The 23,042-nt window shown below is 36.9% G+C and carries 25 protein-coding genes, 1 pseudogene and 1 riboswitch; of the genes and pseudogenes, 19 read left to right on the top strand and 7 right to left on the bottom strand.

Features of this window, described 5'->3' with window-relative positions:
• Window positions 1-169 precede the first annotated feature (169 nt).
• The 8 genes from IEV74_RS07930 to IEV74_RS07895 all read left to right on the top strand — a co-directional run bounded on the left by IEV74_RS07930 (window position 170) and on the right by IEV74_RS07895 (window position 6,028).
• Window positions 170-1,063 carry a glycoside hydrolase family 16 protein gene (locus IEV74_RS07930; RefSeq protein ID WP_506016882.1) on the top strand — a complete coding sequence of 298 codons (894 nt, stop codon included), beginning with the start codon at window positions 170-172 and terminating at the stop codon, window positions 1,061-1,063.
• The gene (locus IEV74_RS07925) at window positions 1,063-2,439 is read left to right on the top strand and encodes a glycosyltransferase family 2 protein (RefSeq protein ID WP_188454824.1); all 1,377 of its coding nucleotides are present in this window, start codon (window positions 1,063-1,065) and stop codon (window positions 2,437-2,439) included. The genes IEV74_RS07930 and IEV74_RS07925 overlap by 1 nt, the downstream gene beginning before the upstream one ends.
• Window positions 2,440-2,449: 10 nt before the next feature.
• Window positions 2,450-3,382: a polysaccharide deacetylase family protein gene (locus tag IEV74_RS07920; RefSeq protein ID WP_188454823.1), complete on the top strand. Its 933-nt coding sequence runs from the start codon at window positions 2,450-2,452 to the stop codon at window positions 3,380-3,382.
• 190 nt (window positions 3,383-3,572) lie between these two features.
• Entirely contained in the window at window positions 3,573-3,908 is a 336-nt protein-coding gene (locus tag IEV74_RS07915) for an ArsR/SmtB family transcription factor (RefSeq protein WP_229683094.1), read from the top strand.
• A complete protein-coding gene (locus IEV74_RS07910; RefSeq protein ID WP_188454822.1) occupies window positions 3,901-4,359 on the top strand; it encodes an SRPBCC family protein in 459 nt (152 codons plus the stop codon). Before IEV74_RS07915 ends, IEV74_RS07910 begins: the two co-directional genes overlap by 8 nt.
• A gap of 65 nt (window positions 4,360-4,424) precedes the next feature.
• Window positions 4,425-5,213 (top strand): alpha/beta fold hydrolase, encoded by a 789-nt coding sequence (locus IEV74_RS07905; RefSeq protein WP_188454821.1) that lies wholly within the window; start codon window positions 4,425-4,427, stop codon window positions 5,211-5,213.
• 2 nt (window positions 5,214-5,215) lie between these two features.
• Window positions 5,216-5,557 (top strand): MmcQ/YjbR family DNA-binding protein, encoded by a 342-nt coding sequence (locus IEV74_RS07900; RefSeq protein WP_188454820.1) that lies wholly within the window; start codon window positions 5,216-5,218, stop codon window positions 5,555-5,557.
• Window positions 5,558-5,563: 6 nt separating this feature from the next.
• The gene (locus IEV74_RS07895; protein ID WP_188454819.1) at window positions 5,564-6,028 is read left to right on the top strand and encodes a helix-hairpin-helix domain-containing protein; all 465 of its coding nucleotides are present in this window, start codon (window positions 5,564-5,566) and stop codon (window positions 6,026-6,028) included.
• 86 nt (window positions 6,029-6,114) lie between these two features.
• Here IEV74_RS07895 and IEV74_RS07890 read toward each other — a convergent pair whose 3' ends face one another.
• On the bottom strand, window positions 6,115-6,948 hold the full coding sequence (locus tag IEV74_RS07890; RefSeq protein ID WP_188454818.1) for an SDR family NAD(P)-dependent oxidoreductase: 834 nt from the start codon (window positions 6,946-6,948) through the stop codon (window positions 6,115-6,117).
• 111 nt (window positions 6,949-7,059) lie between these two features.
• On the opposite strand from IEV74_RS07890, the gene IEV74_RS07885 reads away from it, so the two are divergent.
• A complete protein-coding gene (locus tag IEV74_RS07885; protein WP_188454817.1) occupies window positions 7,060-8,019 on the top strand; it encodes a helix-turn-helix transcriptional regulator in 960 nt (319 codons plus the stop codon).
• A 103-nt stretch (window positions 8,020-8,122) separates the two neighbouring features.
• Here the strand turns inward: IEV74_RS07885 and IEV74_RS07880 are convergent, their stop codons facing one another.
• Window positions 8,123-9,574 carry a potassium/proton antiporter gene (locus IEV74_RS07880; RefSeq protein ID WP_188454864.1) on the bottom strand — a complete coding sequence of 484 codons (1,452 nt, stop codon included), beginning with the start codon at window positions 9,572-9,574 and terminating at the stop codon, window positions 8,123-8,125.
• A gap of 329 nt (window positions 9,575-9,903) precedes the next feature.
• On the opposite strand from IEV74_RS07880, the gene IEV74_RS07875 reads away from it, so the two are divergent.
• The 5 genes from IEV74_RS07875 to IEV74_RS07855 all read left to right on the top strand — a co-directional run bounded on the left by IEV74_RS07875 (window position 9,904) and on the right by IEV74_RS07855 (window position 14,722).
• Window positions 9,904-10,524 carry an NADPH-dependent FMN reductase gene (locus IEV74_RS07875; protein ID WP_229683093.1) on the top strand — a complete coding sequence of 207 codons (621 nt, stop codon included), beginning with the start codon at window positions 9,904-9,906 and terminating at the stop codon, window positions 10,522-10,524.
• Between the two features lie 303 nt (window positions 10,525-10,827).
• Window positions 10,828-11,388, top strand: a complete 561-nt coding sequence (locus IEV74_RS07870) for a sigma-70 family RNA polymerase sigma factor (RefSeq protein ID WP_188454815.1) — start codon at window positions 10,828-10,830, stop codon at window positions 11,386-11,388.
• A gap of 207 nt (window positions 11,389-11,595) precedes the next feature.
• Complete coding sequence (locus IEV74_RS07865; RefSeq protein WP_188454814.1) at window positions 11,596-12,741, top strand: winged helix-turn-helix domain-containing protein; 1,146 nt, start codon at window positions 11,596-11,598, stop codon at window positions 12,739-12,741.
• A 104-nt stretch (window positions 12,742-12,845) separates the two neighbouring features.
• Entirely contained in the window at window positions 12,846-14,123 is a 1,278-nt protein-coding gene (locus IEV74_RS07860; RefSeq protein ID WP_188454813.1) for an MFS transporter, read from the top strand.
• A gap of 107 nt (window positions 14,124-14,230) precedes the next feature.
• Entirely contained in the window at window positions 14,231-14,722 is a 492-nt protein-coding gene (locus tag IEV74_RS07855; RefSeq protein WP_188454812.1) for a DinB family protein, read from the top strand.
• Window positions 14,723-14,890: 168 nt separating this feature from the next.
• Here IEV74_RS07855 and IEV74_RS07850 read toward each other — a convergent pair whose 3' ends face one another.
• The 3 genes from IEV74_RS07850 to IEV74_RS07840 are packed head-to-tail and all read right to left on the bottom strand — an operon-like array spanning window position 14,891 to window position 16,146.
• Window positions 14,891-15,040: a hypothetical protein gene (locus tag IEV74_RS07850; protein WP_188454811.1), complete on the bottom strand. Its 150-nt coding sequence runs from the start codon at window positions 15,038-15,040 to the stop codon at window positions 14,891-14,893.
• Window positions 15,027-15,791, bottom strand: coding sequence for an HAAS domain-containing protein (locus tag IEV74_RS07845; RefSeq protein ID WP_188454810.1), 765 nt, complete (start codon window positions 15,789-15,791; stop codon window positions 15,027-15,029). Before IEV74_RS07845 ends, IEV74_RS07850 begins: the two co-directional genes overlap by 14 nt.
• Complete coding sequence (locus IEV74_RS07840) at window positions 15,784-16,146, bottom strand: PadR family transcriptional regulator (protein WP_188454863.1); 363 nt, start codon at window positions 16,144-16,146, stop codon at window positions 15,784-15,786. The genes IEV74_RS07845 and IEV74_RS07840 overlap by 8 nt, the downstream gene beginning before the upstream one ends.
• Before the next feature lie 261 nt (window positions 16,147-16,407).
• Between IEV74_RS07840 and IEV74_RS07835 the strand changes: the two genes are divergently transcribed.
• A complete protein-coding gene (locus tag IEV74_RS07835; RefSeq protein WP_188454809.1) occupies window positions 16,408-17,283 on the top strand; it encodes a hypothetical protein in 876 nt (291 codons plus the stop codon).
• An 87-nt stretch (window positions 17,284-17,370) separates the two neighbouring features.
• On the opposite strand, the gene IEV74_RS07830 is transcribed toward IEV74_RS07835, so the two are convergent.
• The gene (locus tag IEV74_RS07830; RefSeq protein ID WP_188454808.1) at window positions 17,371-17,625 is read right to left on the bottom strand and encodes a hypothetical protein; all 255 of its coding nucleotides are present in this window, start codon (window positions 17,623-17,625) and stop codon (window positions 17,371-17,373) included.
• A 247-nt stretch (window positions 17,626-17,872) separates the two neighbouring features.
• Here IEV74_RS07830 and IEV74_RS07825 point away from each other — a divergent pair, with 247 nt between their 5' ends.
• The 4 genes and pseudogenes from IEV74_RS07825 to IEV74_RS07810 all read left to right on the top strand — a co-directional run.
• Complete coding sequence (locus IEV74_RS07825; protein ID WP_188454807.1) at window positions 17,873-18,427, top strand: nucleotidyltransferase family protein; 555 nt, start codon at window positions 17,873-17,875, stop codon at window positions 18,425-18,427.
• Window positions 18,428-18,555: 128 nt separating this feature from the next.
• Window positions 18,556-20,004, top strand: coding sequence for a 4-hydroxyphenylacetate 3-monooxygenase, oxygenase component (hpaB, locus tag IEV74_RS07820; protein ID WP_188454806.1), 1,449 nt, complete (start codon window positions 18,556-18,558; stop codon window positions 20,002-20,004).
• A gap of 135 nt (window positions 20,005-20,139) precedes the next feature.
• Window positions 20,140-20,287: riboswitch (cyclic di-AMP (ydaO/yuaA leader) on the top strand.
• A gap of 94 nt (window positions 20,288-20,381) precedes the next feature.
• On the top strand, window positions 20,382-21,734 hold the full coding sequence (locus IEV74_RS07815; protein ID WP_188454805.1) for a TrkH family potassium uptake protein: 1,353 nt from the start codon (window positions 20,382-20,384) through the stop codon (window positions 21,732-21,734).
• Between the two features lie 116 nt (window positions 21,735-21,850).
• Window positions 21,851-22,414 (top strand): annotated as a pseudogene (locus IEV74_RS07810) (DUF819 family protein); the annotation flags it as partial.
• A gap of 54 nt (window positions 22,415-22,468) precedes the next feature.
• Here IEV74_RS07810 and IEV74_RS07805 read toward each other — a convergent pair.
• Window positions 22,469-22,921 carry a DUF2512 family protein gene (locus IEV74_RS07805; RefSeq protein WP_188454804.1) on the bottom strand — a complete coding sequence of 151 codons (453 nt, stop codon included), beginning with the start codon at window positions 22,919-22,921 and terminating at the stop codon, window positions 22,469-22,471.
• Window positions 22,922-23,042 lie beyond the last annotated feature (121 nt).

Genomic DNA, 23,042 nt, shown 5'->3' with positions numbered 1-23,042 from the left:
ACAAGAAAATGTAAGCAAATCAACATAATACCTCAATAACGAACGATTTTGCTCTTTTTTGAGTTATTGCGCACGAATATGAGCCTTTTCATTCTTGCTAAATTCGCTATATAATACATTAACGTTCTATTTTAAGAACAACAAGTATTTAGACACTTGTATCAAGGAAGTGAGAATAATGAAATGGTATGGAGTGATTCTTTTAATTACAGTATCAATTTCTTCCTTTTATTTGTTACAAAGATCTGATATGGGATTTATTTCTTCTGCTGATTCTAAGAAACTGAGTTCCAAGGTTACGATGAGCGAGAAAAGAGAAGCATCTACATTCAAACAAACATTAAATCTTCCAAATGAGTCCTATTATAATCCCAAAAAAAAGCAATGGAAATTAGTCTGGCAAGATGAATTTGATGGTACTCAACTTCATCGAAGCAAGTGGAACATAGAAGATTGGGCAGCAGAGAAAAATAAAGAGCTTGAATATTATACACCCAAAAATGTGATGCTCAAGGATGGGAAGCTTAAATTGGTTAGTTTAAAAGAAAAGCATGGAGACAGAGAATACACCTCGGGGGCAATTCATTCAAAAGACAAATTTAGTTTGCTGTATGGAAAGGTGGAAATGCGTGCAAAGTTACCTAGGGGTCAAGGTATCTTTCCTGCATTTTGGATGTTAACGGATAAAGAAACTACATATCTTCCGGAAATAGACATTATGGAAATGCTGGGGCATAGGCCAGAGGAAACATGGATGGTATTACATTGGCTAGATGAAAATCATCAGTTAAACAGTGTATCTAAATCCTATATTGGAGACGATTATTCTGATGATTTCCATACTTTTGGTATCGAATGGACAGAAGACAGCATTACATGGTTTGTTGATGGCATCGAAAGATTTCATACCGAACAATATATCCCGCACGAAGAAATGTATTTATACGTAAATACAGCAATTGGCGGTGTTTGGCCAGGTAATCCAGATAAAACAACATCATTTCCGCAATATTATCTGGTTGATTATATCAGAGTTTATAAACAGAATGGAGGTGTTGGATAATGTTAATTATAACTCTAGTAATATTTGCCGTTTATGTTACATTGCAACTGTTATATATTTTCTTCCCCTTATTTACAGTTAAAAATGAAAATAATATTAAAAGTGCTGAAAAAGAAAAGGGAATTTCCATTATAATTCCCGCCTACAATGAAGAAAAAATTATCTTAAATTGTTTAATAGGAATTAAGAATTTAAATTACAGTAACTTCGAAGCTATCATTGTAAATGATGGCTCAACCGATAAGACATTAAATCTACTCATTGATCATCTGCAATTTGAGCCAACCCATAGAAAACTGCCAGCTATTAAAATACCACATCAACGGGTTATTGAAGTCTATCGATCTAAACTTTTTCCAAAATTTTTTCTTATAAATAAAATCAATGGCGGTAAGGCGGATGCACTGAACGCAGGTATCGAATATAGTGCAAAGGAAATTGTAGTTACATTAGATGCAGATAGTATTCTTGAGCATAAATCTCTACAGGCAATTAATGCTTCTTTTCAAGACTATAAAGTGGTTGCAGCTGGTGGTATGGTTCAAATAATACAGGGTTTTCAAGGGAACCGTGTGGAACCGAAAACAACATTTAAAAAGCCGGGAATAATTCGCTATCAAATTTTACAATATCTGACTGATTTCTATTTACATAAGTTAATCCAAACGAAATTTAAATCAGTTATCGTCATATCTGGAGCCTTTGGAGCTTTCAGAAAAGAGGTCTTATTTCAAGTGGGTGGATATAGAAATACTGTTGGAGAGGATATGGATATTACACTTAAAATTCATCAATTAATTAAAACAAATAGAGCTTACAAAAAGAGCAAGTTAGTATTTATACCCCAGGCACAGTGTTATACGGAATGCCCAGAAACATATAAGGATTTGTACAATCAGCGAACCAGGTGGAATAAAGGTTTTTTTGATTGTGCAATGTACTATAAGTCTACTTTTTTCAAAACGCTTGGATTAAGGCTTTCATTTTTCTTTTTGGTTGAATACCTTATGCTAAGCACTTTAAATGCAGTTACAGTACTATTCATTCCAGTGATGCTTTTAATCAATAGCAATCATTTTATTATTGCAGTCTCTTTGTATACAGTAATAATCCTATTATCCATCTACCAGAGTATTGCAACCTTTATTGTTAGCAGCCGGTTTGGTTTAAAGTATTCTATTTCAAATTATTTAAAAATTGCACTGTTTATTCCGATAGAAATGGTTTCTTACCGGTTTTTGGGGGTTGTATTTATTATTTCGGGAATGATTTTGTATTTGAAGAATAAGGAAAAATGGACTGTTTCAAAAAGAATTGGTGCAAGTTCTCAACTGTACAATGAACAATTGACTGTACAAAAGGATCAAGCTATGTAGGGGGCAAACGATGAGATTATTTATTAATATTCTTTTTACCAGTTCTTTAATAATTCTTTGTACAATTATTGTTTCTGTTTTCTCCGATAATTTTGTGGATGCACTATCATCTGAATCAACTCCAAGAGATAAAAGTTTACAAATTAAGTCCTGCCAAGAGTGGACAAAAAAAGTTAGAGATTTTAATGTAAGTAAAGGTGATGGGGCCAAGAAGGTTACTGTCTTGATGTATCACCGGGTTATAGATGACGCAGATATCGGGGATGAGCTTTTGAATGATAAAGATTTGTTGAAGTCAACCATTATCCGCAAATCTCAATTTGAAAAGCAAATGAATTGGTTAAAAGAAAAAAACTACGAAACTCTCACAGGAAGGGAATTCCAACTGTTTATGCAGGGGAAAATAGCTGTACCTGAGAAAAGTGTCCTTTTAACCTTTGATGACGGGTTCCAAGATAATTTTACTGAAGTTTATCCTATCTTAAAGAAATATAATTTTCGTGCTTTAAACTTTATAATAACTGGCTTATTGGCTCCAAAAACACAAATATATGATCCAGCAGCTTTTCAATACCTAAGTGCATCAGAAATAAGAGAAAGCTGTGATGTGTTTGAGTTTCAAAGTCACTCAAACAATTTCCATAAAAAGAATGAAAAAGGAACAGCATTTTTAATAGCCAAGCAAAAGAAGGAAATAATTGACGATGTTCATAAAAGTTTGGTTCATTTGGATAATTTAAATCTCTCTTTTGCATATCCTTATGGAGAATATGATGAAGAAACGATTGATGCAATTAAGCAATTAGGTATTGAAATGGCGTTTACTATTGAGTATAAGGATGCTAAGCCGGGTATGAATATGTATAAAATTCCGAGAAAAGGTGTTTACCCTGAAGATACATTAGAGGACTTCAAATGGAAAATTAATAGTGATGAAGGTTAACTTAAAGGTAAAAGGTAACGATGTAAAATGGATGCTCAGGCCCTACCTGTCAGTAATCACCGACAGGTAGGGCCTTATTTTAAATGATTTTTCATACAGAGAAATTTCGCAATCCTTTATCCCATCCATAGAATTTAAGGATTAACATTCACTCTTGACATGCACCTAAATGGTTGCATATAATGTGACTATGGAAAATAAAGATAATATGGATAAAGTTTTTAAAGCTCTAGCTGATTCCAGTCGCAGAAAATTATTGGATCATCTTTTTAATAAAAACGGACAAACACTAAATGATCTGTGTGAGTTTTTAGATATGACCCGTCAATCGGTAACGAAACACCTTTTGATTTTGGAGAAGGCAAATCTTGTTGTGATTGAGTGGCAAGGGAGAAACAAACTGCACTATCTGAACGCTGCACCACTTGGTGAGATTTATAACCGCTGGATCAGAAAGTATGAACATCAGCGTATTGAAGCATTACAAGAATTAAAAAATAATTTAGAGGAGGGTAACCATGAATAATTCAACATTTGCCTATGAAACCTACATTGCAACAACGCAGGAAAAACTTTGGGTGGCATTGACAAGCGGAGAGTTCACGGAAAAATATTGGTTTGGAAGAGAAGTTAAATCCGATTGGAAAGAAGACTCAAGTGTTATTTTTTTGGATAAGAACGGGAAAACAACGGATCATGGAAAGGTATTGAAAAGTAAACCGTACAGTGTGCTTTCTTATACGATGCAATGCGTGGATGACCAAACAGATTATGAACAAACGCCAAGGGTCACTTTCGAACTAAAGCCGATGGGATCAACTGTGAAACTGACACTCAAACACGAATATCTTTCAACGAATGCTTTTCAGGGAGAAAGCGAAGGATTTTATGGAATTAACAATGGATGGCCAGCTATACTAAGCAATTTGAAAAGCTTGCTTGAAACGGATAAGATTCTACCTGAAATTGTCCTGTAGCATCAGTGGTAAGAATAATTAAACACATTGTAGATTTTTGAAAATAAGTAAAAAAGGAGACAAATATGAATAAGGTAATCTCTAAAGATGGAACACGAATTGTTTATGAAAAAATCGGTACTGGACTGCCCGTTATACTTGTAGACGGGGCAATGTGCTATCGCGCTTCAGGCCCAATGCGACCACTTGCGTCACTGCTGTCCAAGTGGTTTACCGTATATACGTATGACCGCCGTGGACGCGGGGAGAGCAGTGACACACAACCATATAAAATCAAGCGTGAGATAGAGGATTTGGAAGCACTTATAGGAGAAGCAGGTGATACTGCATTTGTGTATGGCATTTCATCAGGAGCGGTTTTGGCACTTAAAGCAGCCGGCGCTCTTGGAAGCAAAATTCAAAAACTTGCATTGTATGAACCTCCATTTACGTTTGGTGAAGACGCTCGCGTGGCTTCTGAGTCTTACACAAACTCGCTCAACGAATTACTTTCTGCGGGTCGAAATGGTGATGCTGTGGAACTATTCATGAAGAATGTTGGCATACCTGAAAAAGTGATTGTTGGCATGCGTCAGTCTCCAATGTGGTCACAATCGGAGGCATTAGCACCAACCTTAGCATATGATGATGCAATTATGGGTGATGGAACAGTCCCTATTGATGATGCAAAAGCTGTTGCGATTCCTGCTCTCGTGCTTGATGGCGGCAGCAGCCCATTGTTTATGCATGAAGCAGCGGATTCACTTAACGAGTCTATGCCTTCCGCCAGGCGCTATACCGTGAAAGAACAAACACATGATGTCGATCCGGAAGTTCTTGCACCAATTCTACAGGAATTTTTTAAGGAGGACTAAGAATGGCAACCCTTGAACAGCTTCATTCAATCGTACTTTCATATCCTGATACATCAGAAGGAACACATTTTCATATGCGGTCCTACGATGTTTCTGGAAAAGGGTTCGTAAGCATTGATAAAGACCAAAGTCATGTAATGTTACGACTCGATCGTGAAACTATCAATAGGGTGGTTCATGATGATCCCGAAATTTTCAAGGAGGTCTGGCGGAATAAGAAGTACCTTATTGGCATCCGATTCGAGCTTGCAAAAGTCCCGGCAAAACAGCTGGGACAGATAGTTGAACAGTCATGGAAGACGAAAGCACCGAAAAAGCTAATTAAGTCTTTTGAGAATCGTTAAAGGAGTGTGCTTACTATTCCCAATCCAACATTACCGTTAACGGCAGACGAAAAAGCAAAACTGAGAAAAGCTAAAATAAAAATAGGTGAAGTACATACTTTAGATACTGAGCAATTAATCCGACTATTAAATATTTCAGATGAAAGAGCAAAAGTTTTAAAAGGTCTAGCTGAATTCCAATTAGTTCCATCTATTGGTAGTAAGTTGGCTGAAAAGCTTGTATATCGTTTAAATTTTTATGAACTGGATGAGCTTAAAGATAAGAATGGTGCCGAATTATTTGATAAACTGGAGCAGAGTTTAGGTGTTTGGACAGATAGCTGTGTAGAAGATCAGATTCGCTGTATAGTTCATTATGCTAATGCGCCGGGTTCTGCTAGACAATGGTTTGATTTTACAAAAGAAAGAAAAGAATACCGCGAAAAAGTGGGTTATCCCAAGGACAGGCCTAAAAAAGCATGGTATGAGTAGGGAGACATGCAACTTCTTTTACAAATCCAAACTGCCATTTTTCCAGGTATAAAAAAATGGCAGTTTAGGTGCTGCTCAAAACACCATCATATTGTAAACGGCGGAATATATTGACCGTCTATATCAGTAAACTGGTATTCCTTTGCCAAATCACCAACCCTAAATACTTGTCCGCTTTTCTTCATCACGTCTGGGTCACATGCCAATTCTTTTATGCCACGCCCAACATAAAAAGGGGTTTCCGTACGCTTTAATTCTTCAGATTGCTGCCAGTTATTCTCATCCGCATGATGGTATTTTAGAACAAGCTCTGTTCTCATGAATCCAGGTGAAACAGCGACAACGGCAATATTGTCTTGTTTTACTTCGATTGATAAGCCATAAGCCATGCGGGTTAATGCATTTTTGGCCAAATCATAATAGAACTGTCCCGTGTACTTTCCTTTATCCCAAAAAGTCGTATGAACAATGAGTGCCTGTTTAGTTTCACGAAGTAAAGGAATTGCAAAGTGGTTTGTAGCAAGTTGGGCTCGCACACCAGCAGTAAACATTGTGTCCCAATTTCTCAATGGCAACTCCCAAAAGGGTTTTGCGTCAACACCGAGGTCATGCGCACCCCAAACATTGTTAATAAGAATATCTAATTTTCCTTGTTCCTCGCGAATTTGTCCAATAGCCAATTCAGTCTCCAAATCGTTCGTGTGATCACAGCGAATTGCTATTCCTTTTCCACCGGAAGCCTCAATTTGAGAAACTGTATCATCAATTGTTCCCGGCCAATTGTTTGTTGAATTTCCCCCTGTGCTGCGTCCAGTAATATAAACTGTTGCTCCAGCTTTTCCTAATTCCAATGCAATACCTCGGCCAGCGCCTCTGCTGCCCCCGGTTACAAGTGCAATCTTTCCATTTAGTGGTTTCATCTACCTCATTCCTTTCATTTAGATATACTCATCATAAAGGGTAATACTTGACATCAATTGTCATATTTCATTAAATAAATATATTAAATTGATAATTTAAGGCGGGATAAAATGAGAGGAGATAGGCTGTTATCTATACTTTTGCTGCTGCAGTCACAAGGGCAAGCGACAGCAAAGGATTTGGCTTGGAGATTGGAAGTATCAGAGCGAACCATTTACCGGGATATGGACGCACTTAGCAGAATTGGTATTCCTGTAATTGCGGAGCGGGGTAAAAACGGTGGCTGGTCCTTATTGGAAGGGTACCAGACAAAATTAACTGGATTAAGTGAAACGGAGATAGGTGCATTATTTGTATCACCATCTGAACAATTGCTGGATGATCTTGGAATGATTCTTACTTCAGAAAAAGCCAGAAACAAATTGATTGCCTCTTTACCTTCCATATATCGTGAAAATGCCATGAATGTATGGGAACGAATCCATGTAGATACTAGCTCATGGCGGGGACGCAAAGAAAAAATAGCAACCTTTGAAGTCCTTAAGGAAGCGATTTTTACAGAAAGCAAATTGAAAATTTTTTATCAGCGTGCAGATGGAATAATGAATGAACGTGTCGTTGGACCACTTGGACTGGTATCGAAGGGGAATCGTTGGTACTTTATTGCTTCGAAAGAGAATGGTGAAATTAGAAACTATAGGGCATCGCGAATTCAACGTGCACTTCCTGTTCATAAATCATTTAAAAGACCGGAAAACTTTGATCTTGGAGATTACTGGAGATCCTCGACAAAAGACTTTATGGAGAAATTACCTAGTTATGATGTACTGGTGGAGGTCAAGCCAGATATATTACCACGGATGAAATTTACAGATCGTTTTGTTCAAATAATGGATATAGGTGACCATGGAGAATGGGTCCCTGTTAAGCTTTCATTCCATACAGAGGATGAGGCTAAAGGATATATAATAGGATTTGCTGATCGAATAAAAGTGATTGAGCCTAAGGAACTATATGATGTGATTCTTGAAATGGCAGTATCCACCGTTGAGTTTTATAAGAATAAATGAATTCACGTTTTCAATAATTATTGACGATAGAGGAGACAGATAGGATAATCAAACACACAAAAATCCCAGCATCTGGACTGAGATTTTCTGCTTTACCCTGAGGTTAACTTTTTCGCACTTTTTTCCCATTCCTCTGCCCATGCAGTACTTTCTTTACTTTATCCCTAATCCTCTTATTAATCAGCACATATAATGTATCATGGTTTTCGATGACAGAGTTTCCGGTCGGGGTTATCAGCTCGCCGTCCCGGACGATACCTATTATGAGCGTGTTGCTTGGCAATTCCAGGTCAATTAAAGAGACATTAACCGCTGGAGATTCGGAAGTGATAGCCACTTCCATAATCTCAGAGTCCGTATTTCCCAGGTTAATTAACTGCATGCTAGGAGCATCATGATGATCTTTATCCCCGGTTAGCCCAAGCTTGGAAGCAAGCCACGATAATGTACTCCCCTGTACCAACGCCGAAATAAGCACAACGAAAAATACCGCGTTAAAAATTATATGGCTATTCTCTATTCCAGCGACAATAGGATATGTAGCAAGAACAATAGGAACAGCACCTTTTAATCCTGCCCAGGAAATAAATAGCTGTTCCTTTGCATTGTATTTCATAAAAATCATACAGATAAATACAGCAATAGGACGGGCGATAAACATTAAAATGACAGATAGTATGATTCCTTGCCAGGATACATCAAGCAGCTGGTTTGGAAATACTAGCAGTCCTAATAAAATAAACATTACAATTTGCATCATCCAGGAAAATCCCTCATTAAAACGGGATATGGTGAAGCGGTACATTAAGTCACTATTGCCGACTAGCACTGCCATTACATACACCGCAAGCAATCCACTGCCGCCTGCCAGGTCGGTAATCACATAGGTGAAAATGGCCATCCCCATAGCAAGTACCGGATAAAGCCCCGCTGCATCCAATTTAATATGATTGATGATCAAGACGATAATTTTTCCTAGTATTAACCCAAATAATAGTCCCAGTGCCATTTGAATAAAGAAGCTTCCAATGGCTGTCCAAATAGAACTGTCAGGGATTTGAATCATTTCAATAAATGCTACAGTTAAAAATACTGCCATCGGGTCGTTGGAGCCAGATTCTGCTTCTAATGTAGAGGTAAGTCTTTTTTTAATGTTTTTATTTCCCAAAACGGAAAAGACAGCAGCAGCATCTGTTGATCCTACAATTGCCCCGAAGAGCATTCCTTCCAATAAGGAAAAATTAAGGATATACATAGCTGCGAGACCAGTAACCACGGTGGTAAGTAATACACCGAGCGTCGCTAATGTACTTGCAGCCCCGATAATTGGACGAATATGATTCCACTTGGTATGTGCACCGCCATCGAATAAAATAACAATCAATGCCAGGATTCCAATCAGCTGGGTGAGTTCTACATTTTCAAAGTAAACTAATTTATTTAAGGCCATGCCTACAAGCAAGAATAAGACAAGTGAAGGCAATCCTAAACGCGAAGAGAACTTTGTAGCTACCACGCCGATAATGAGCATTGCAGAGAATAAGAAAATTAGCATTTCAACAGTTATGTTCAAGTCTATACAGTCCTCCTCAATGATTTCCTATATGTATAGTGATACCCTACAATTCCGATAAATAACAGAATAACCAACTGCAAAAACATTTCAAGATGAATGTTTTTGCAGTTTTATTATGTGCATTTTTCAATTCTTTATGGTATAAAAGTAATTAGTTATTGTAAATAGATTACTTTATGTAACTTTATTATAAAGAATAAAAATAATTGTTGCATAAGGAATTAAAAGCTGATATTATATCAATGTTAGCTTAATTATTTTGAATTAAGAATAACTGAATTCAGTTTAAATAAAAGGTGGTGCATCAAGTGGGCTTTTTAGACAATTTATTTGGTAAATCAACGAAGGAGGAAGCAACCATGTCAAACGAAAACTTAAAGCTAGGAATTATTTTAGGAAGTGTACGTCAAGGTCGTAACGCGGAGGCTGTTACAAACTGGATATATGATTTTGCAACGAAACGTAATGATAATGTGAATTATGAAATAGTGGATCTTGCTGATTATAAACTGCCATTGCTAGGTGCAGCGTTAAATGAAAGTGAACAGCAAGCAGCGGATGCGGCAATCAAAGCTTGGTCTGAAAAAATGGCTTCATTCGACGGTTACATCTTTGTTGCTCCGGAATACAATCATGCGGTAGGTGGAGCGCTTAAAAATGCACTTGACCACTTGAAACCAGAAGTAGCTAACAAAGCAGCAGGACTTGTGGGGTATGGTAGCCTAGGGGGAGTACGTGCACACGAAAATCTTCGTCTTATTTTTGGTGAACTTCAAGTTGCCGATGTACAGACAGCAGTTACATTCTCACTAATGGCAGACTTTGAAAACATGAGTGTATTTAAACCAGCTGATTACCATGCAGCAAATGCAAATGGTATGCTTGATCAGGTTATTGCATGGAGCAGTGCGTTAAAAACAATTAGATAACTAGAATGCTAGTATTGGGCTGTCAGGATTCCTGGCAGTCCTGTTTTTAATTATATAGTCACACAAATTTCACAATTTTAGAAGCCCAAAGCAATATTTGTATTTTAAATTAAATAGCCTTGATTCAACATAATTATTTTTTGAATAAATGATTAATAGGTATAAACAACTAGTAATTTATACCTAATTCGGTAAAATTTATATTGATTTCCGAACATTATCATATTTGACACTTGTGAGATAATAATAAAGACAGCGCTGTACAACTAAAGAAAGGTGCCGGCATACGGGGGATACTAGTTAATGCGGAATGAGAAAAATGACTTATTTGGGGAAATTTTTCTGCAAAACAAGCGGAGAATCTATTACCAAATCCATAAGCTTAATCTTGATGATCCACATGAGGAATATTATCAAGAAGGATTATGTGCTATGTGGAATGCGTACGAGAATTATCAGCCGGATAAAGGGATGATGTCTACATATTTTAATTATGTAATCCGCAACCGTTTAATTGATCTTAATCGCAAGAAAAAGAGAGATAAACAAGCCGAATCAATTGTTGTCAGGGAGAAGATGCAGCTGCTTCATGAAGGTAATAAAAGACATAATGGTCCGAATGCTTATCCTGTTGTACCGGTGTTATATAACATTATGGATAACCCTGAGCTGCTGCAGCGCATTAGGGCATTACTAACAGAAAATCAATGGAAATGGGTGCACTTTCATATCATTTTGGATATGGCTATTAAAGACATTGCGGCACAAGAAAATACGACTGTTGATGCGGTAAAAGGCTGGGGGCGACAGGTTAGGAAGAAATTAAATAACCAACAAGTAAGGGATAAATTGGAGCTAAAGTAAGAATCCCGCAGTTTTTAAACCTTTTGTCTAACACATATAATTAAATTGAAATAAACACGCCAATCAAATTACAACTTAGTTTGATTGGTATTTTTTATGGGCAGAATAATTGACCCTAAATTCATAATATTTGTGTTAAAATATATATGGATGATGGGACATTCATCCCTGTTCCAAAAAAAATTTCTTGTTTATGAGGTCGAGCAAATGGAGAAACTCAGGTTTTTCAATGGAGATTTTACAGTGAAATATCGCTCCGAAGAGATTGTTTTGTTGCCAAAAGAATTTGAGCTGCTTCAGTTTCTATATCATAATCCATCACGTGTTTTTACGAGGGAGGAGCTTCTTGATGCAGTTTGGCCAATGGAAGCTCCGACTGACAGAACTGTTGATGACCATATTTACCGGATTAGAAAAAAGCTTGCACCACTGTCTTCTGTGGTTGGCATTGGAACGGTCAGAGGACAGGGCTACCAGCTGATGGTAAAAAATGCTGTACACGAAAGTCCCTTGTTAAACGACGAAGAGGTGTCCTCCAATGTGAAGGTCTTGTTTCACAAATATCATCTCTATGGACAGGGTGATGCGTTGAAGCTGCTGGAGGAGAACCAATCTGTGTTCGGATTTGAGCTCGACCTGCAAAGCCGCCTTTATCTCCATTTCATGAAGGGGGATTTCAGGTGGGTTCTGGAGGCGAAGGAAATCTCCTTTTGGGACAAATGCTACTATCTTCTGCATATATATTCTTATACCGAAGCAGACAAGAAAAAATGCCTTGATTATTTTACGAAAGCTTTAAATGCAAAGGAGCTTCCCGAATTCCATCGGCTTGAAATAAGATTGCTGAACCGTTTGACGTTTTTGTTATTTACAAGGCAAACGGATGAAGCGGAAAGCCTTCTCCGGCAATCTGAAACAGAGATTCTTAATAAAAATCTGGAAGGTTTTATTCCGTTGCTTTATCTTACTAAGCTTTATCTTTCGTTTCTTAGAGGTGATACCTATAAGATTGACAAACAGATGATCAAAATGGAGGAAATGCTTGTAAAATACCCATTCTCAAGGGAAAAAGCGAGCTTCTTTGTTCTTAAAGGGATATACTGCCTTATCTTAAAAAAACAAGCTAAAGCGGAACATTATTTCGAGCTGGCCTTTGAACTGTTCCAGGAAGCAAAATTCGTTCCGGGAAGCTTAAATAGTTTAATGATCATCCTATACTTTTTAAAAGCGTTTCAAATGAAAAATAACTTATATGTCCGTTACCAGAAGGATTATGAAAAGTATTCCAAGGAATATAATTTTGCTGAAATGCAGCAAGAAATCCGGAGCCAACTGGATTTTTACTTAAAATAGCATTGTTTGCAAGCCCATTTTTGTTAAAATCATCTCCTCTGATATTCTTCTGATATTCGCTCTTTAAGCTGTATATAGAGAGAAGATCATAGGAGGTATCACAAATGAAGAACAATGCATCGATTTGGAGAGATCTAAATTTTATTAAATTCTTTTCGGCCAATGCACTTTCCAATTTAGGAAATTGGTTTGACTTTGTTGCAGTGCTTATTTTATTTCGGTATACATGGGAGGCGAGTCCAATGCTGATCGCCCTTATCCCTGTCATGTATGCCATTCCAAGTATTCTGTTAGGACAATTTGCAGGTGTGTTTGCAGACAGAAGGAATAAGCTTAAAATACTTATCCATTCTGATTGGCTTCGGGCGGGTTTGACATTTCTGCTTGTATTTACCCCCGCACCGCTGCTTGCCTTGCCCGTCCTTTTGCTTCGGAATACGGTTGGAGTAATAAGTCTGCCTGCCCAGCAAGGTTTGATGAGGAGCATTGTTGATGAAGAGGATATTTTGAAAGCAGTAACGATTAATGGAAGTCTGTTTCAGTTGGTAAAAGTAATTGGACCGCTTATCGGTGGTTCGGTCGCGGGTGTTTTTTCTCCGGATATTTCAATTGTAGTAAATGCTTTTTCATTTGTCATTTCTGGAGTTATCCTCACTAGAATTCATTTGAAAAACCAAGTTTCGGAAAAAAAGGAGGAATCCAATAAAACGGAACAATCAGGTTTCTTTGCCTCATGGAAAGAAGGCTGGAGCATCGTTTTAAGGAGCAGAATACTATTGGCAAGCATTATTTTCGGGGTTGTCAGTACATTGACGATCCAAATGATTGATGCTCAGATAGTTACATTGTTCAGTGAAGTGTTCCCTAAAAGGGCAGAGCTGACGGGATGGGCAATATCAGCGGTTGGAATTGGCTCTCTTATCGTTGTCTTGTTTCTGAATAGATTGAATCAAATCCGTAAATACGGATGGTTCTTCGGTACAGGCAGTCTGCTAATCGGGGTAATGACTGGAGGGTTTGGGTTCCTGGGTGATTACAGCTTTATTATTCTTGCAATTGGTCTTGCTTTAATAGGTGGTATCGGTAATGGGATTACGTTTACCGCAGTGAATTATCTGATTCAAAAGGAACCGCCAATAGAAGCAATAGGCAGGGTTTCTGGAATTGTGGATTCGACCTTGAGCATTCTGTTTATAGCTGGTCCTTTACTTGGGGGACTACTTATCAATCAGCTTGGTGTATTGGCTGCTTTTAGGATAATCGGTATTGGGCTCTCTTTGGTCGGTACTGCCGGAATTCTCTTTCAAAAGCTTATCTGGAAACAGAATAAACAGGCTGTTGCCCAAGAGGAAGGTAAAAGGGATTGTGAGATAGTTTTTTGAAGTAGCGTTTATATTGTGGAATTTTAAGCTTATGTGGTGCTGGATTTTGACATGATGGAAGAATTTTAATAAAAAAGTTACTGTAACTTATAAGGGAGATTAAACTTATGAAATATGTTCAAGAAGTTCTGTTGGATCAGTTTTTAGCAAATGCCAATGATCCTAGCTGGTATCTGCCATTTTCAGATACTGTAGAAGGTTTAGAAGAAGAGGAAGCATTTTGGAGACCAACGGAAGACTGTCATAGTATCGCAGAAATCGTACAGCATTTAATATACTGGAATGAAACGTGGCAGATCAGGTATAAAAATTCTGATATTAATGGGGTTCCGTCTATTGGAAATAATGATGAAAGCTTTATTATTCCAGCGAATACAACGTTTACGCAATTAAGGGAGCGTCTTTTGGAGATACTGCTGCAATGGCAGGGATTACTAACGGAGAAGCAACTTGCAAGTGATGTAAAGGGATTTCCTGAACCGGCTAAATGGTATCAGTTACTCGGTAATGCCATTACGCATAATGCATATCATATTGGTCAAATCGTATATATAAGGAAACTGCAAAAAAGCTGGAATCGAAAAAGTAATAGTAAGTAAAGGAAGGCGGTCTTGCTGAAAAAACGCTTTGTAAGGAGGGACATTGTGAAAGTAAGTCCATTTCCTGTAGTTGATACGGATAGATTGGTTTTATGACAAGTAACAAAAGATGGTGCCGGTACGACCTTGAATGCCTCTTTTTAGGAATTTTATATAGAATTCTAAAGTCTATCCGCCATCAGCAGTGAATATAGCAGCAATTACTTTTGTGCACCGCTCGGTAATTTTCCCTATTTCCTGAACCGGTACCAGTAACAATTGCTGCTTTGTATTTAAATTCCATCTTATTTTTTTCTCGGCACTTTTACATTGCTTCATTCTTTTCCCGTTTATACGATATCCAGAGATAAATAGCAATTCCAGCAAAGGTAATCCATGGACTTAATATGAGTTGGATTTCATATGTTAATGATGTCAAGCTCAACAAGTATTCTGGCAATGTTAACAATGCTATGATAACGATAAGGATCCATGTTTTTGCCCAGATGGAAATACCAATGATAACTAGCGCTGTAATAATACCGATAATCATGCTTGCTGTACCGCTAAAATCGATGGCAGGAGTGACCACAGCTTCATTTAAGAAGATCAACCCAATGAATAAGGCAATTGGCAGGATTGTGATCATAATTACGATTAATCCTTGTTTTTTGATAGAATGGTATGATGTTGAAATGTATTTGAACCCTATCAAAACAGAAGCAATAAAAATGGCACAAATTACAATATGACCGACAATTTCCAATACAGAATAAGAAAGCTGACCTTTCAATAGATCCGGGAAGATAGTAATAGAAAATGACCCAAAAACAATTAGGCAAACGTATGTGATCCATGATCTATAGTCAACAGCCATTTCATTGGAAACCATCTCCATATATTCCTTGGGTGATTTTCCGATAATCTTTTCAATTGGCTTTCCGTTTTTTTCTGCATCATATAAATGAGCTTCCAATTCCTCCACAATTTCTTCAATTTCATCTGAATTTCTTCCACTGGAAAATAAGTATACGCGTAAATTCTCAAGAAACGCCTTGCCTTTATTAGAAAGCTTTACTTCATTATTCAACCATTCCATCTCCTTTTATACTTTTTATATCTGATTCATGCTGTAATACCCTATTTACGCTGTTTTGCAAATGATTCCAGTTCCTCATAAACTTTTCCAATTCAGTTTCTCCCTTTGATGTAAGAGAGTAATATTTTCTTCTTGGCCCCGCTGTTGACTTTTTCAATGTTGAAGTGACCAGCTCTTCCTTTTGCATCCGCATTAATAATGGATAAATTGTACCCTCGCTAAAGGAATGAAAACCATATCCCTCCAGTTTTTGGGCAAGTTCGTAACCATATACTTCTTTGCTCTTAATAATCGCAAGCAAACAGCCATCCAGAATTCCTTTTAGCATCTGTGTTGTCGACAAAATGTTTCACCTCTCTCAAGTAACTTGCAATACAAGGGTTATAGACAGGATATTACCTTGCATTACAAGATATATGAAAAGTATATAATTATTTGTCTTGTAATGCAAGGTAATCGTGTAAAAGGTACTAAAAATTAATGTAATGCCGCTTCATGCAAGAATTTTTCCGATAAAAATTTTGGATATCTTTTGTTCCAAATAGTGGAGGGTTTTGTTTAGTTCTGGTTAAATAATAAGCAAGAGTAAATTAAAAAAGGTGAGTACATGGAAAACATTAGTGTAATAAGAGAAGAAAATAATAAGATTTTTGCTTTGTTAAGCAATTACTTGAATCATGCGCCGGATTTTATTGACAAAGAAGAGATTGATGAAATTGCGAATAGCAGTATTTCGAATGAGTATGCATTTGCTGTCATTTTAGCTGCGGCTTTTGGACTTGATATTGTAGATAATACGCGTGATAAGAACCTGTTCAATAACTATTTTGATAAAATGATTCATCATCTTGATGTAAAAGCGTATTATAATAACCCATATTATAAGAATATCAGGATCCCAACTATAAAAGTCGGCAACAGTGAATTAAAATATGAAATATATAAACCTTTTGAGGGCTTTGTATGTAATGATATTGTCAGAACAAAAGAGGGCAGACAGGTTCCTCAAATTGGATTTTTTGAAACTGAATTTAGATATCCGGCTATTTTAGAAAATGATAGAATCTGGATGACCATTACACCAAATGAAATCGAAACAATGAAAGAACCTATTGAACAAGCGTTTGGTCACGTACTTACTTTTGGACTAGGGCTTGGCTATTATGCCTATATGATTTCCGAAAAGGACAGTGTTGAAAGCATCACAGTTGTTGATAATAATGAAGATGTTATAAATTTGTTCCTCAAATATGTTTTGCCGCAATTTGAAAATGCCGGAAAAATTACGATTGTTAAAGCAGATGCTTTTGAATATGCGGAAAAACATATTCATGAGGGTAACTGCGATTTTGTGTTTACGGATTTGTGGCACGATGTTTCTGACGGGATGGACATGTATATAAAAATGAAAAGATATGAAAACCTTAGTCCCAGTACTAAATTTACTTATTGGATAGAAAAGTCTATTTTGTGCTATTTATAAAGGACTGCATTTAAGGAGGGCTTATTTAAACAGTGGGACAAGGGGTCATGGGACAAGGGGTCAGACCCTTTGTCCCACACCTGTTCCTTAAATGTCCCTGGAAATTCGTTTATGCAGATGTGCATCTTTCAATTTATTCCTGACCTGATGTTCCCAGTGTGTTACCATCTCAATTGTTGTGTTTTCTTGTGCAGCGATGTCGTTCACCGTCATACCACCGATGATGAAAAAATACACCCATTTCCATTGATTTTCGGTTAGTTCTAATCTGATGTTCTTCCATAGATAAGGATTTTCCAATATCAAATCCAAAAAATTACATACGGGGTTAGATTTATACATTTGAATCTCCTCCGAAAGATTAACTTTTTTAATAGGGGATAGTTCTCTTGTCCCACTGTTCATATCTATAATCGAGAAGAAGTCGGTTGGTGTCATGGTTATGGGGAATTTTTTATATTTTTTTATTGAGCCATAGTGAAGCTAAATAGTGTGCGGGAGGTTAGTTTGGTGAAACAAAGTAAAGGCTGGTAGACTTTAACATTGGTAAGTATCGGTGTGATGATTCCATTACGAGAGGGGAATTAATATGTTAGAAACATTATCTTATATCGGGGAAATCATAAATAACAATAATATTACCTGGGGAGTTGGCGGTTCACTTCTGCTTAAAATTCATAATTTAATTGATAATCCTAATGATATAGATATTTTGGTAAGTAAATATAATGCCACTCATTTAAATAAAATCCTATTACCTTTGGGGAAGCGTAAAGAAGTAACATATTCTGCACCTTTTCGAACATCGTATTTCACTAAATACTGTATTAATAATATTGGTATAGATATTATGGGGGGATTTGCAATTGAACATGCTGAAGGTATCTATAAATTATCTTTTCACAGGGATTCAATTGTAGCCTATCAAAAAATAAACGGAGTGGACATTCCTTTATGTTCACTAGAAGACTGGTATATTTTATACTGTTTGATTCCTAATAGACAAGATAAACTAGAACTTCTCGAAAAATATTTCAAAACTAACGGAATTCAACATGCAAGAATACTTGAAAATGCGCTGATGCAGCCATTGCCGGCTAAAATAAAGGCGAAGGTATTGCGTTTGTTAAATCAGCCAAAGTGATGGGACAAGGGGTCTGACCCCTTGTCCCACATGCTATCATGCATAAATGGCTCTGGTTTTTCATAATGATTAATGTTAAACATTAATACTGCTTAGTGGACTAAAAGCTATTTTTGGAGGGGTTTCAGGTGCCAATTATTTCAGGTGAAGACTACATGAATAGGATTAACAAATTAAAATCTGATATTTGGATAGAGGGGAAGCGGGTTGAAGGAGAAATCTCTGAGCATAAAGCTTTTAAAGGTGTTATGAAAAGCCAGGCAGCTTTATATGATTTGCAGCACTCGAAGTCGATTGAGGACATTATGACGTATGATTCACCAACAACGAGTGAAAAAGTAGGTACTTCTTATTTAATACCAAAGTCTAAAGAGGACCTACTAAAAAGGCGATCGATGATCCAGGAATGGGCAAAGGTAAACGGTGGTTTGATGGGTAGAAGCCCAGATTACATGAACACTATTTTGGCATCCTTTGCTGCATCTGTTGATCTGCTAAAAGGTGAGAAAAATTGTTTCCCGGAAAATTTGCTATCATTCTATGAATATGCAAGAGAAAACGATCTTTCATTCACACATACATTTATCAATCCGCAAGTTAATCGGGGAAAGTTTTATTTTGAAGATGACGAAGAGGATGAAATTATAACTGCACAGGTTGTAGATCGGAACAAGGATGGAATTGTAATTAAAGGTGCCCGGCTTCTCGCGACACAGGGAGGAATTACGGATGAAATATTAGTTTTCTCAACAGCGGGAGCAGATGAAGCGCATAGCTATGCCTTCTCTATACCGAGTAATACGAAAGGGCTCCGGTTTATCTGTCGGGAATCGTTTGTCTATAAGGAATCGGAATTTGACCATCCGTTAAGCTCTCGTTTTGAAGAAATGGACACAATAATCGTGTTTAATGATGTGCTGGTTCCGTGGGACAGAGTCTTTTATTATGATAATCCAAAAATTACAGGCAAGTTCTTTTCGGAGAGTTTATTCTTTCCCCTAGCACTGCATCAGATCGTTTCAAGACAGGTGATAAAGACGGAATTTGTACTTGGAGTAGTGCAATCCCTTGTCAATACCATTAATATTGGCGAATATCAGCATGTGCAAGACAAGGTATCAGAGATAATTATTGCACGTGAAACGATGAAAGCATTTTTAGTTGCATCTGAATCGCAGGCTAAAGAAGATGCTAATGGCACAATGGTTCCAGATTTAAATACACTGTATACCGCTATAAATACCTTTCCAAAGGTTTATCCTAGGTTCTCAGAAATCATCCAATCCCTCGGGGCAAGTGGACTTGTTTCCATACCAACTGAAGAAGACTTTAAATCGGAAATTAACGGAGAACTGGACCTTTATCTGCGTGCAGCTACTAAAAAGGCAGTGGATCGGGTTAAGTTATTCCGTTTGGCATGGGACCTGTCTATGAGTGCATTCGGAACAAGACAGACATTGTACGAACGGTATTTCTTTGGAGATCCAATTCGTCTATCACAAAGTCTGTATTCGAATTATGAAAAAGATCAATATGTGGAGAATGTTCATCGGTTTCTGGGGATAGAATCTTTGTAATATACTCCCAGTAAAAGTGTACGTTATCCCTTTTTTGCATGGATTGCAAAAAGGGATATTTTTAGTGTCAAAATCCTGTTGACAAATAAGTAAATGAGGAGTAAATTTTTCTTATTCAAAAATTAAATATCCTGCACCTTTTAATCGCTTAATCAATTATGAGCGGGGGAACCAATATTGATAGATTGCCATCTATCTTGGGGTGAATCTTACAATCGTAAGAAGGGATACTCTCGAATTCCTAATCCGTCAGCTAACCTCGTAAGCGTTGCCGTAACATTTTTAGAGAGAAAGGTCATAGGTTCATACCTTAGACCATTCTATTTGAAGTGGTCTTTTTTGTATTATCGTGGAGGGTAATAAAGGGGAAATTAATCTTGTCAACAATAATACGAACTATTAAAAGCTTGCAACCTGCTCAAATTATTGTTTCCTTTTATGTAATTGCAGTAATCATTTCAGTTTGTTTGCTTAGCCTGCCAATAGCATTAAAACCGGGTGTAAATTGGTCACTTTTGGATGTTGTATTTACAGCAGTCAGTACAATAAGCGTGACTGGCCTGTCAGTTGTACCAATAGTAGATACGTTTAGCATTCCGGGAATATTTATTTTGCTGTTTATCATGCAATTTGGCGGAATTGGAATTATGACACTAGGGACTTTTTTTTGGTTACTTTTAGGAAAGAAAATTGGTTTAAAGCAAAGAGAATTAATTAAAACAGATCAGAATCATTCCCATATGTCAGGGTTAGTGAAATTGATGATACAGATACTCCTAATCATTCTTATAATTGAGTCAATAGGTACAATTATTCTAGGGACTTATTTTTTAAGCTATTTTCCAACGTGGCAGGAGTCGTATTTGCAAGGGTTATTTGCTTCTGTAAGTGCAACAACAAATGCTGGATTTGATATTACAGGTAACTCGCTTATCCCGTTTGCTCATGATTATTTTGTTCAATTTATAAACATCATTTTACTAACATTGGGAGCAATAGGATTTCCCGTGCTGATAGAATTGAAGGATTTTTTGATGCATAGAAAAAAACATTTTGGTCATCATTTTTCTTTATATACGAAATTAACAACGGTGACGTTCTTTGCTTTAATGATCTTTGGAACCATCATCATTTTGTTATTTGAAGCTACTCATTTCTTTCAAGGGAAAAGCTGGCACGAATCATTCTTTTATGCATTGTTTCAATCCTCTACAACGAGAAACGGGGGATTAGCTACAATGAATGTCAGTTATTTCTCAAAGCCAACTTTACTTGCACTTAGTTTTATGATGTTTATTGGTGCTTCCCCAAGCTCTGTTGGTGGCGGGATACGGACAACTACATTCGCTATCGTTTTGTTATTGATGTTTTCCTTTGCAAAGGGCCAGAAGAATATTAAGGTCTTTGGACGGGAAATCCATGATGAAGATATCAGGAAGTCAGTTGTAGTAAGTTTCCTTGCTATACTGCTTTGTTTTGCAGCAATAGTTATTCTTTCCGAAACAGAACCTGTCTCCACAATGGAGATTATATTTGAGGTTAGTTCTGCTTTCGGTACAACTGGACTGTCAATGGGAATAACTCCTGAATTAAGTGATGCAGGAAAAATCGTTATTACTTTACTGATGTTTATCGGAAGAATTGGGATCCTATCATTTATTTTCCTTTTCAATCGTGGAACAAAACAAACAAATTATCATTACCCGAAAGAGCGTGTGATTGTTGGATGATTTTAGTTGAACTTTTCTTAAAGGGTGAAATTAAAAATCCCAGAAAAAATCAAAAAACATACTTTTACCACATTAAAAATTCCAAAAAATACGCTATGATAATAGGATAATCATTTTTAAAGGATATAGTATTCGCAGCGGGTACTGCATTTGTATTAGTTGCCGTTTCGTTTAAGCTGGCTGAAATAATCGATGACTGGATTCCGTCTGGAGATGATGTTGGGTTTTTATTTAACCTATTGAATGGATTATTTGGCGATGGGTATCTTATGCTTACGACGATAACGGCCTTAGCGGTAACCTTTTTCAGTCGTTTCTTTGAAAATATTAATGGTGCACAGGAAATTGGTACATACCTTATTTACATTTTCTTTGTCGTAATTGGCGTTCCGGCATCGCTTCCTCTGCTGATTAGCAATGCGCCGTTATTACTAGTGTTTATGGGGATTATCGTTTTGTTTAATATGATCGTAACCTTTACAGCGGGAAAAGTCTTCAAATTCAGCCTAGAAGAAATGATTGTAGCCAGTAATGCGAACATCGGCGGACCAACTACCGCCGCTGCATTTGCAATTGCAAAAGGCTGGACGAAGCTGATTGCGCCGATTATGCTGGTTGGAACCTTAGGGTATATAATCGGGAATTATTTAGGAAGCATGGTTTACTATTTTCTGCAGTAATAGGAATAGCGTAAAAAGATCTCCAATTTTGTGAGATCTTTTTACATCCACTGATTACTCATCGTTACGTTTTTGTTTTTTACCTGCTGAATTGCCATCTAATTCCTCGGAAAACTCTGTTTGCAGATCTTTTCTTACCTGTATATTTCTGCCTTCATCGCTGGAAAAGTTTTCTTTAATATACGTGTGAATAAACGGTTCACATAACGTAATAAAAAATGCTGCCATGGCCGATAGTGCAAGAATTGGAAGCCCTGCTTGCGTGAGAAATAAACTTCCAAGTATCCAGAGTGAAAGAAATGCCAGCACATAGTCCGCTATTATTGCTATGAATGTATTAAATCTCCTCAGGATATATAAATCTCCTATAAGATAAGAAATTCCTGTAACAAGCAAACTGATAAAGAATAGATTAATCAATGTTGTATTAAAAAGTATGCCAAATAAGGAGTAAACAGCAATACCAGTAACAATAAATTTTATCCCTAACGTTTTTAAATGATCCATTTACAGACCCGTCCTTTCAAATTTTTCATAGTATCTGTCATTTCCGGATAAATATAACCTTAGTCTTTTTACTGCAGCAGTATAAAAAAATAATATTGACTAACAATACACATGGAATGGC

Source organism: Virgibacillus oceani, assembly GCF_014638995.1.
GTDB lineage: Bacteria > Bacillota > Bacilli > Bacillales > Amphibacillaceae > Virgibacillus_E > Virgibacillus_E oceani.
This window is presented reverse-complemented; position numbering and strand designations above follow the sequence as displayed.

Coding starts and splice junctions, on each gene's coding strand:
- IEV74_RS07860 (WP_188454813.1), top strand. CDS start 12,846: ATGAAGAACAATGCATCGATTTGGAGAGATCTAAATTTTATTAAATTC.
- IEV74_RS07825 (WP_188454807.1), top strand. CDS start 17,873: ATGTTAGAAACATTATCTTATATCGGGGAAATCATAAATAACAATAAT.
- IEV74_RS07915 (WP_229683094.1), top strand. CDS start 3,573: ATGGAAAATAAAGATAATATGGATAAAGTTTTTAAAGCTCTAGCTGAT.
- IEV74_RS07910 (WP_188454822.1), top strand. CDS start 3,901: ATGAATAATTCAACATTTGCCTATGAAACCTACATTGCAACAACGCAG.
- IEV74_RS07865 (WP_188454814.1), top strand. CDS start 11,596: ATGGAGAAACTCAGGTTTTTCAATGGAGATTTTACAGTGAAATATCGC.
- IEV74_RS07855 (WP_188454812.1), top strand. CDS start 14,231: ATGAAATATGTTCAAGAAGTTCTGTTGGATCAGTTTTTAGCAAATGCC.
- IEV74_RS07870 (WP_188454815.1), top strand. CDS start 10,828: ATGCGGAATGAGAAAAATGACTTATTTGGGGAAATTTTTCTGCAAAAC.
- IEV74_RS07920 (WP_188454823.1), top strand. CDS start 2,450: ATGAGATTATTTATTAATATTCTTTTTACCAGTTCTTTAATAATTCTT.
- IEV74_RS07925 (WP_188454824.1), top strand. CDS start 1,063: ATGTTAATTATAACTCTAGTAATATTTGCCGTTTATGTTACATTGCAA.
- IEV74_RS07850 (WP_188454811.1), bottom strand. CDS start 15,040: ATGAAGCAATGTAAAAGTGCCGAGAAAAAAATAAGATGGAATTTAAAT.
- IEV74_RS07835 (WP_188454809.1), top strand. CDS start 16,408: ATGGAAAACATTAGTGTAATAAGAGAAGAAAATAATAAGATTTTTGCT.
- IEV74_RS07805 (WP_188454804.1), bottom strand. CDS start 22,921: ATGGATCATTTAAAAACGTTAGGGATAAAATTTATTGTTACTGGTATT.
- IEV74_RS07830 (WP_188454808.1), bottom strand. CDS start 17,625: ATGTATAAATCTAACCCCGTATGTAATTTTTTGGATTTGATATTGGAA.
- IEV74_RS07880 (WP_188454864.1), bottom strand. CDS start 9,574: ATGCTAATTTTCTTATTCTCTGCAATGCTCATTATCGGCGTGGTAGCT.
- IEV74_RS07905 (WP_188454821.1), top strand. CDS start 4,425: ATGAATAAGGTAATCTCTAAAGATGGAACACGAATTGTTTATGAAAAA.
- IEV74_RS07885 (WP_188454817.1), top strand. CDS start 7,060: ATGAGAGGAGATAGGCTGTTATCTATACTTTTGCTGCTGCAGTCACAA.
- IEV74_RS07890 (WP_188454818.1), bottom strand. CDS start 6,948: ATGAAACCACTAAATGGAAAGATTGCACTTGTAACCGGGGGCAGCAGA.
- IEV74_RS07900 (WP_188454820.1), top strand. CDS start 5,216: ATGGCAACCCTTGAACAGCTTCATTCAATCGTACTTTCATATCCTGAT.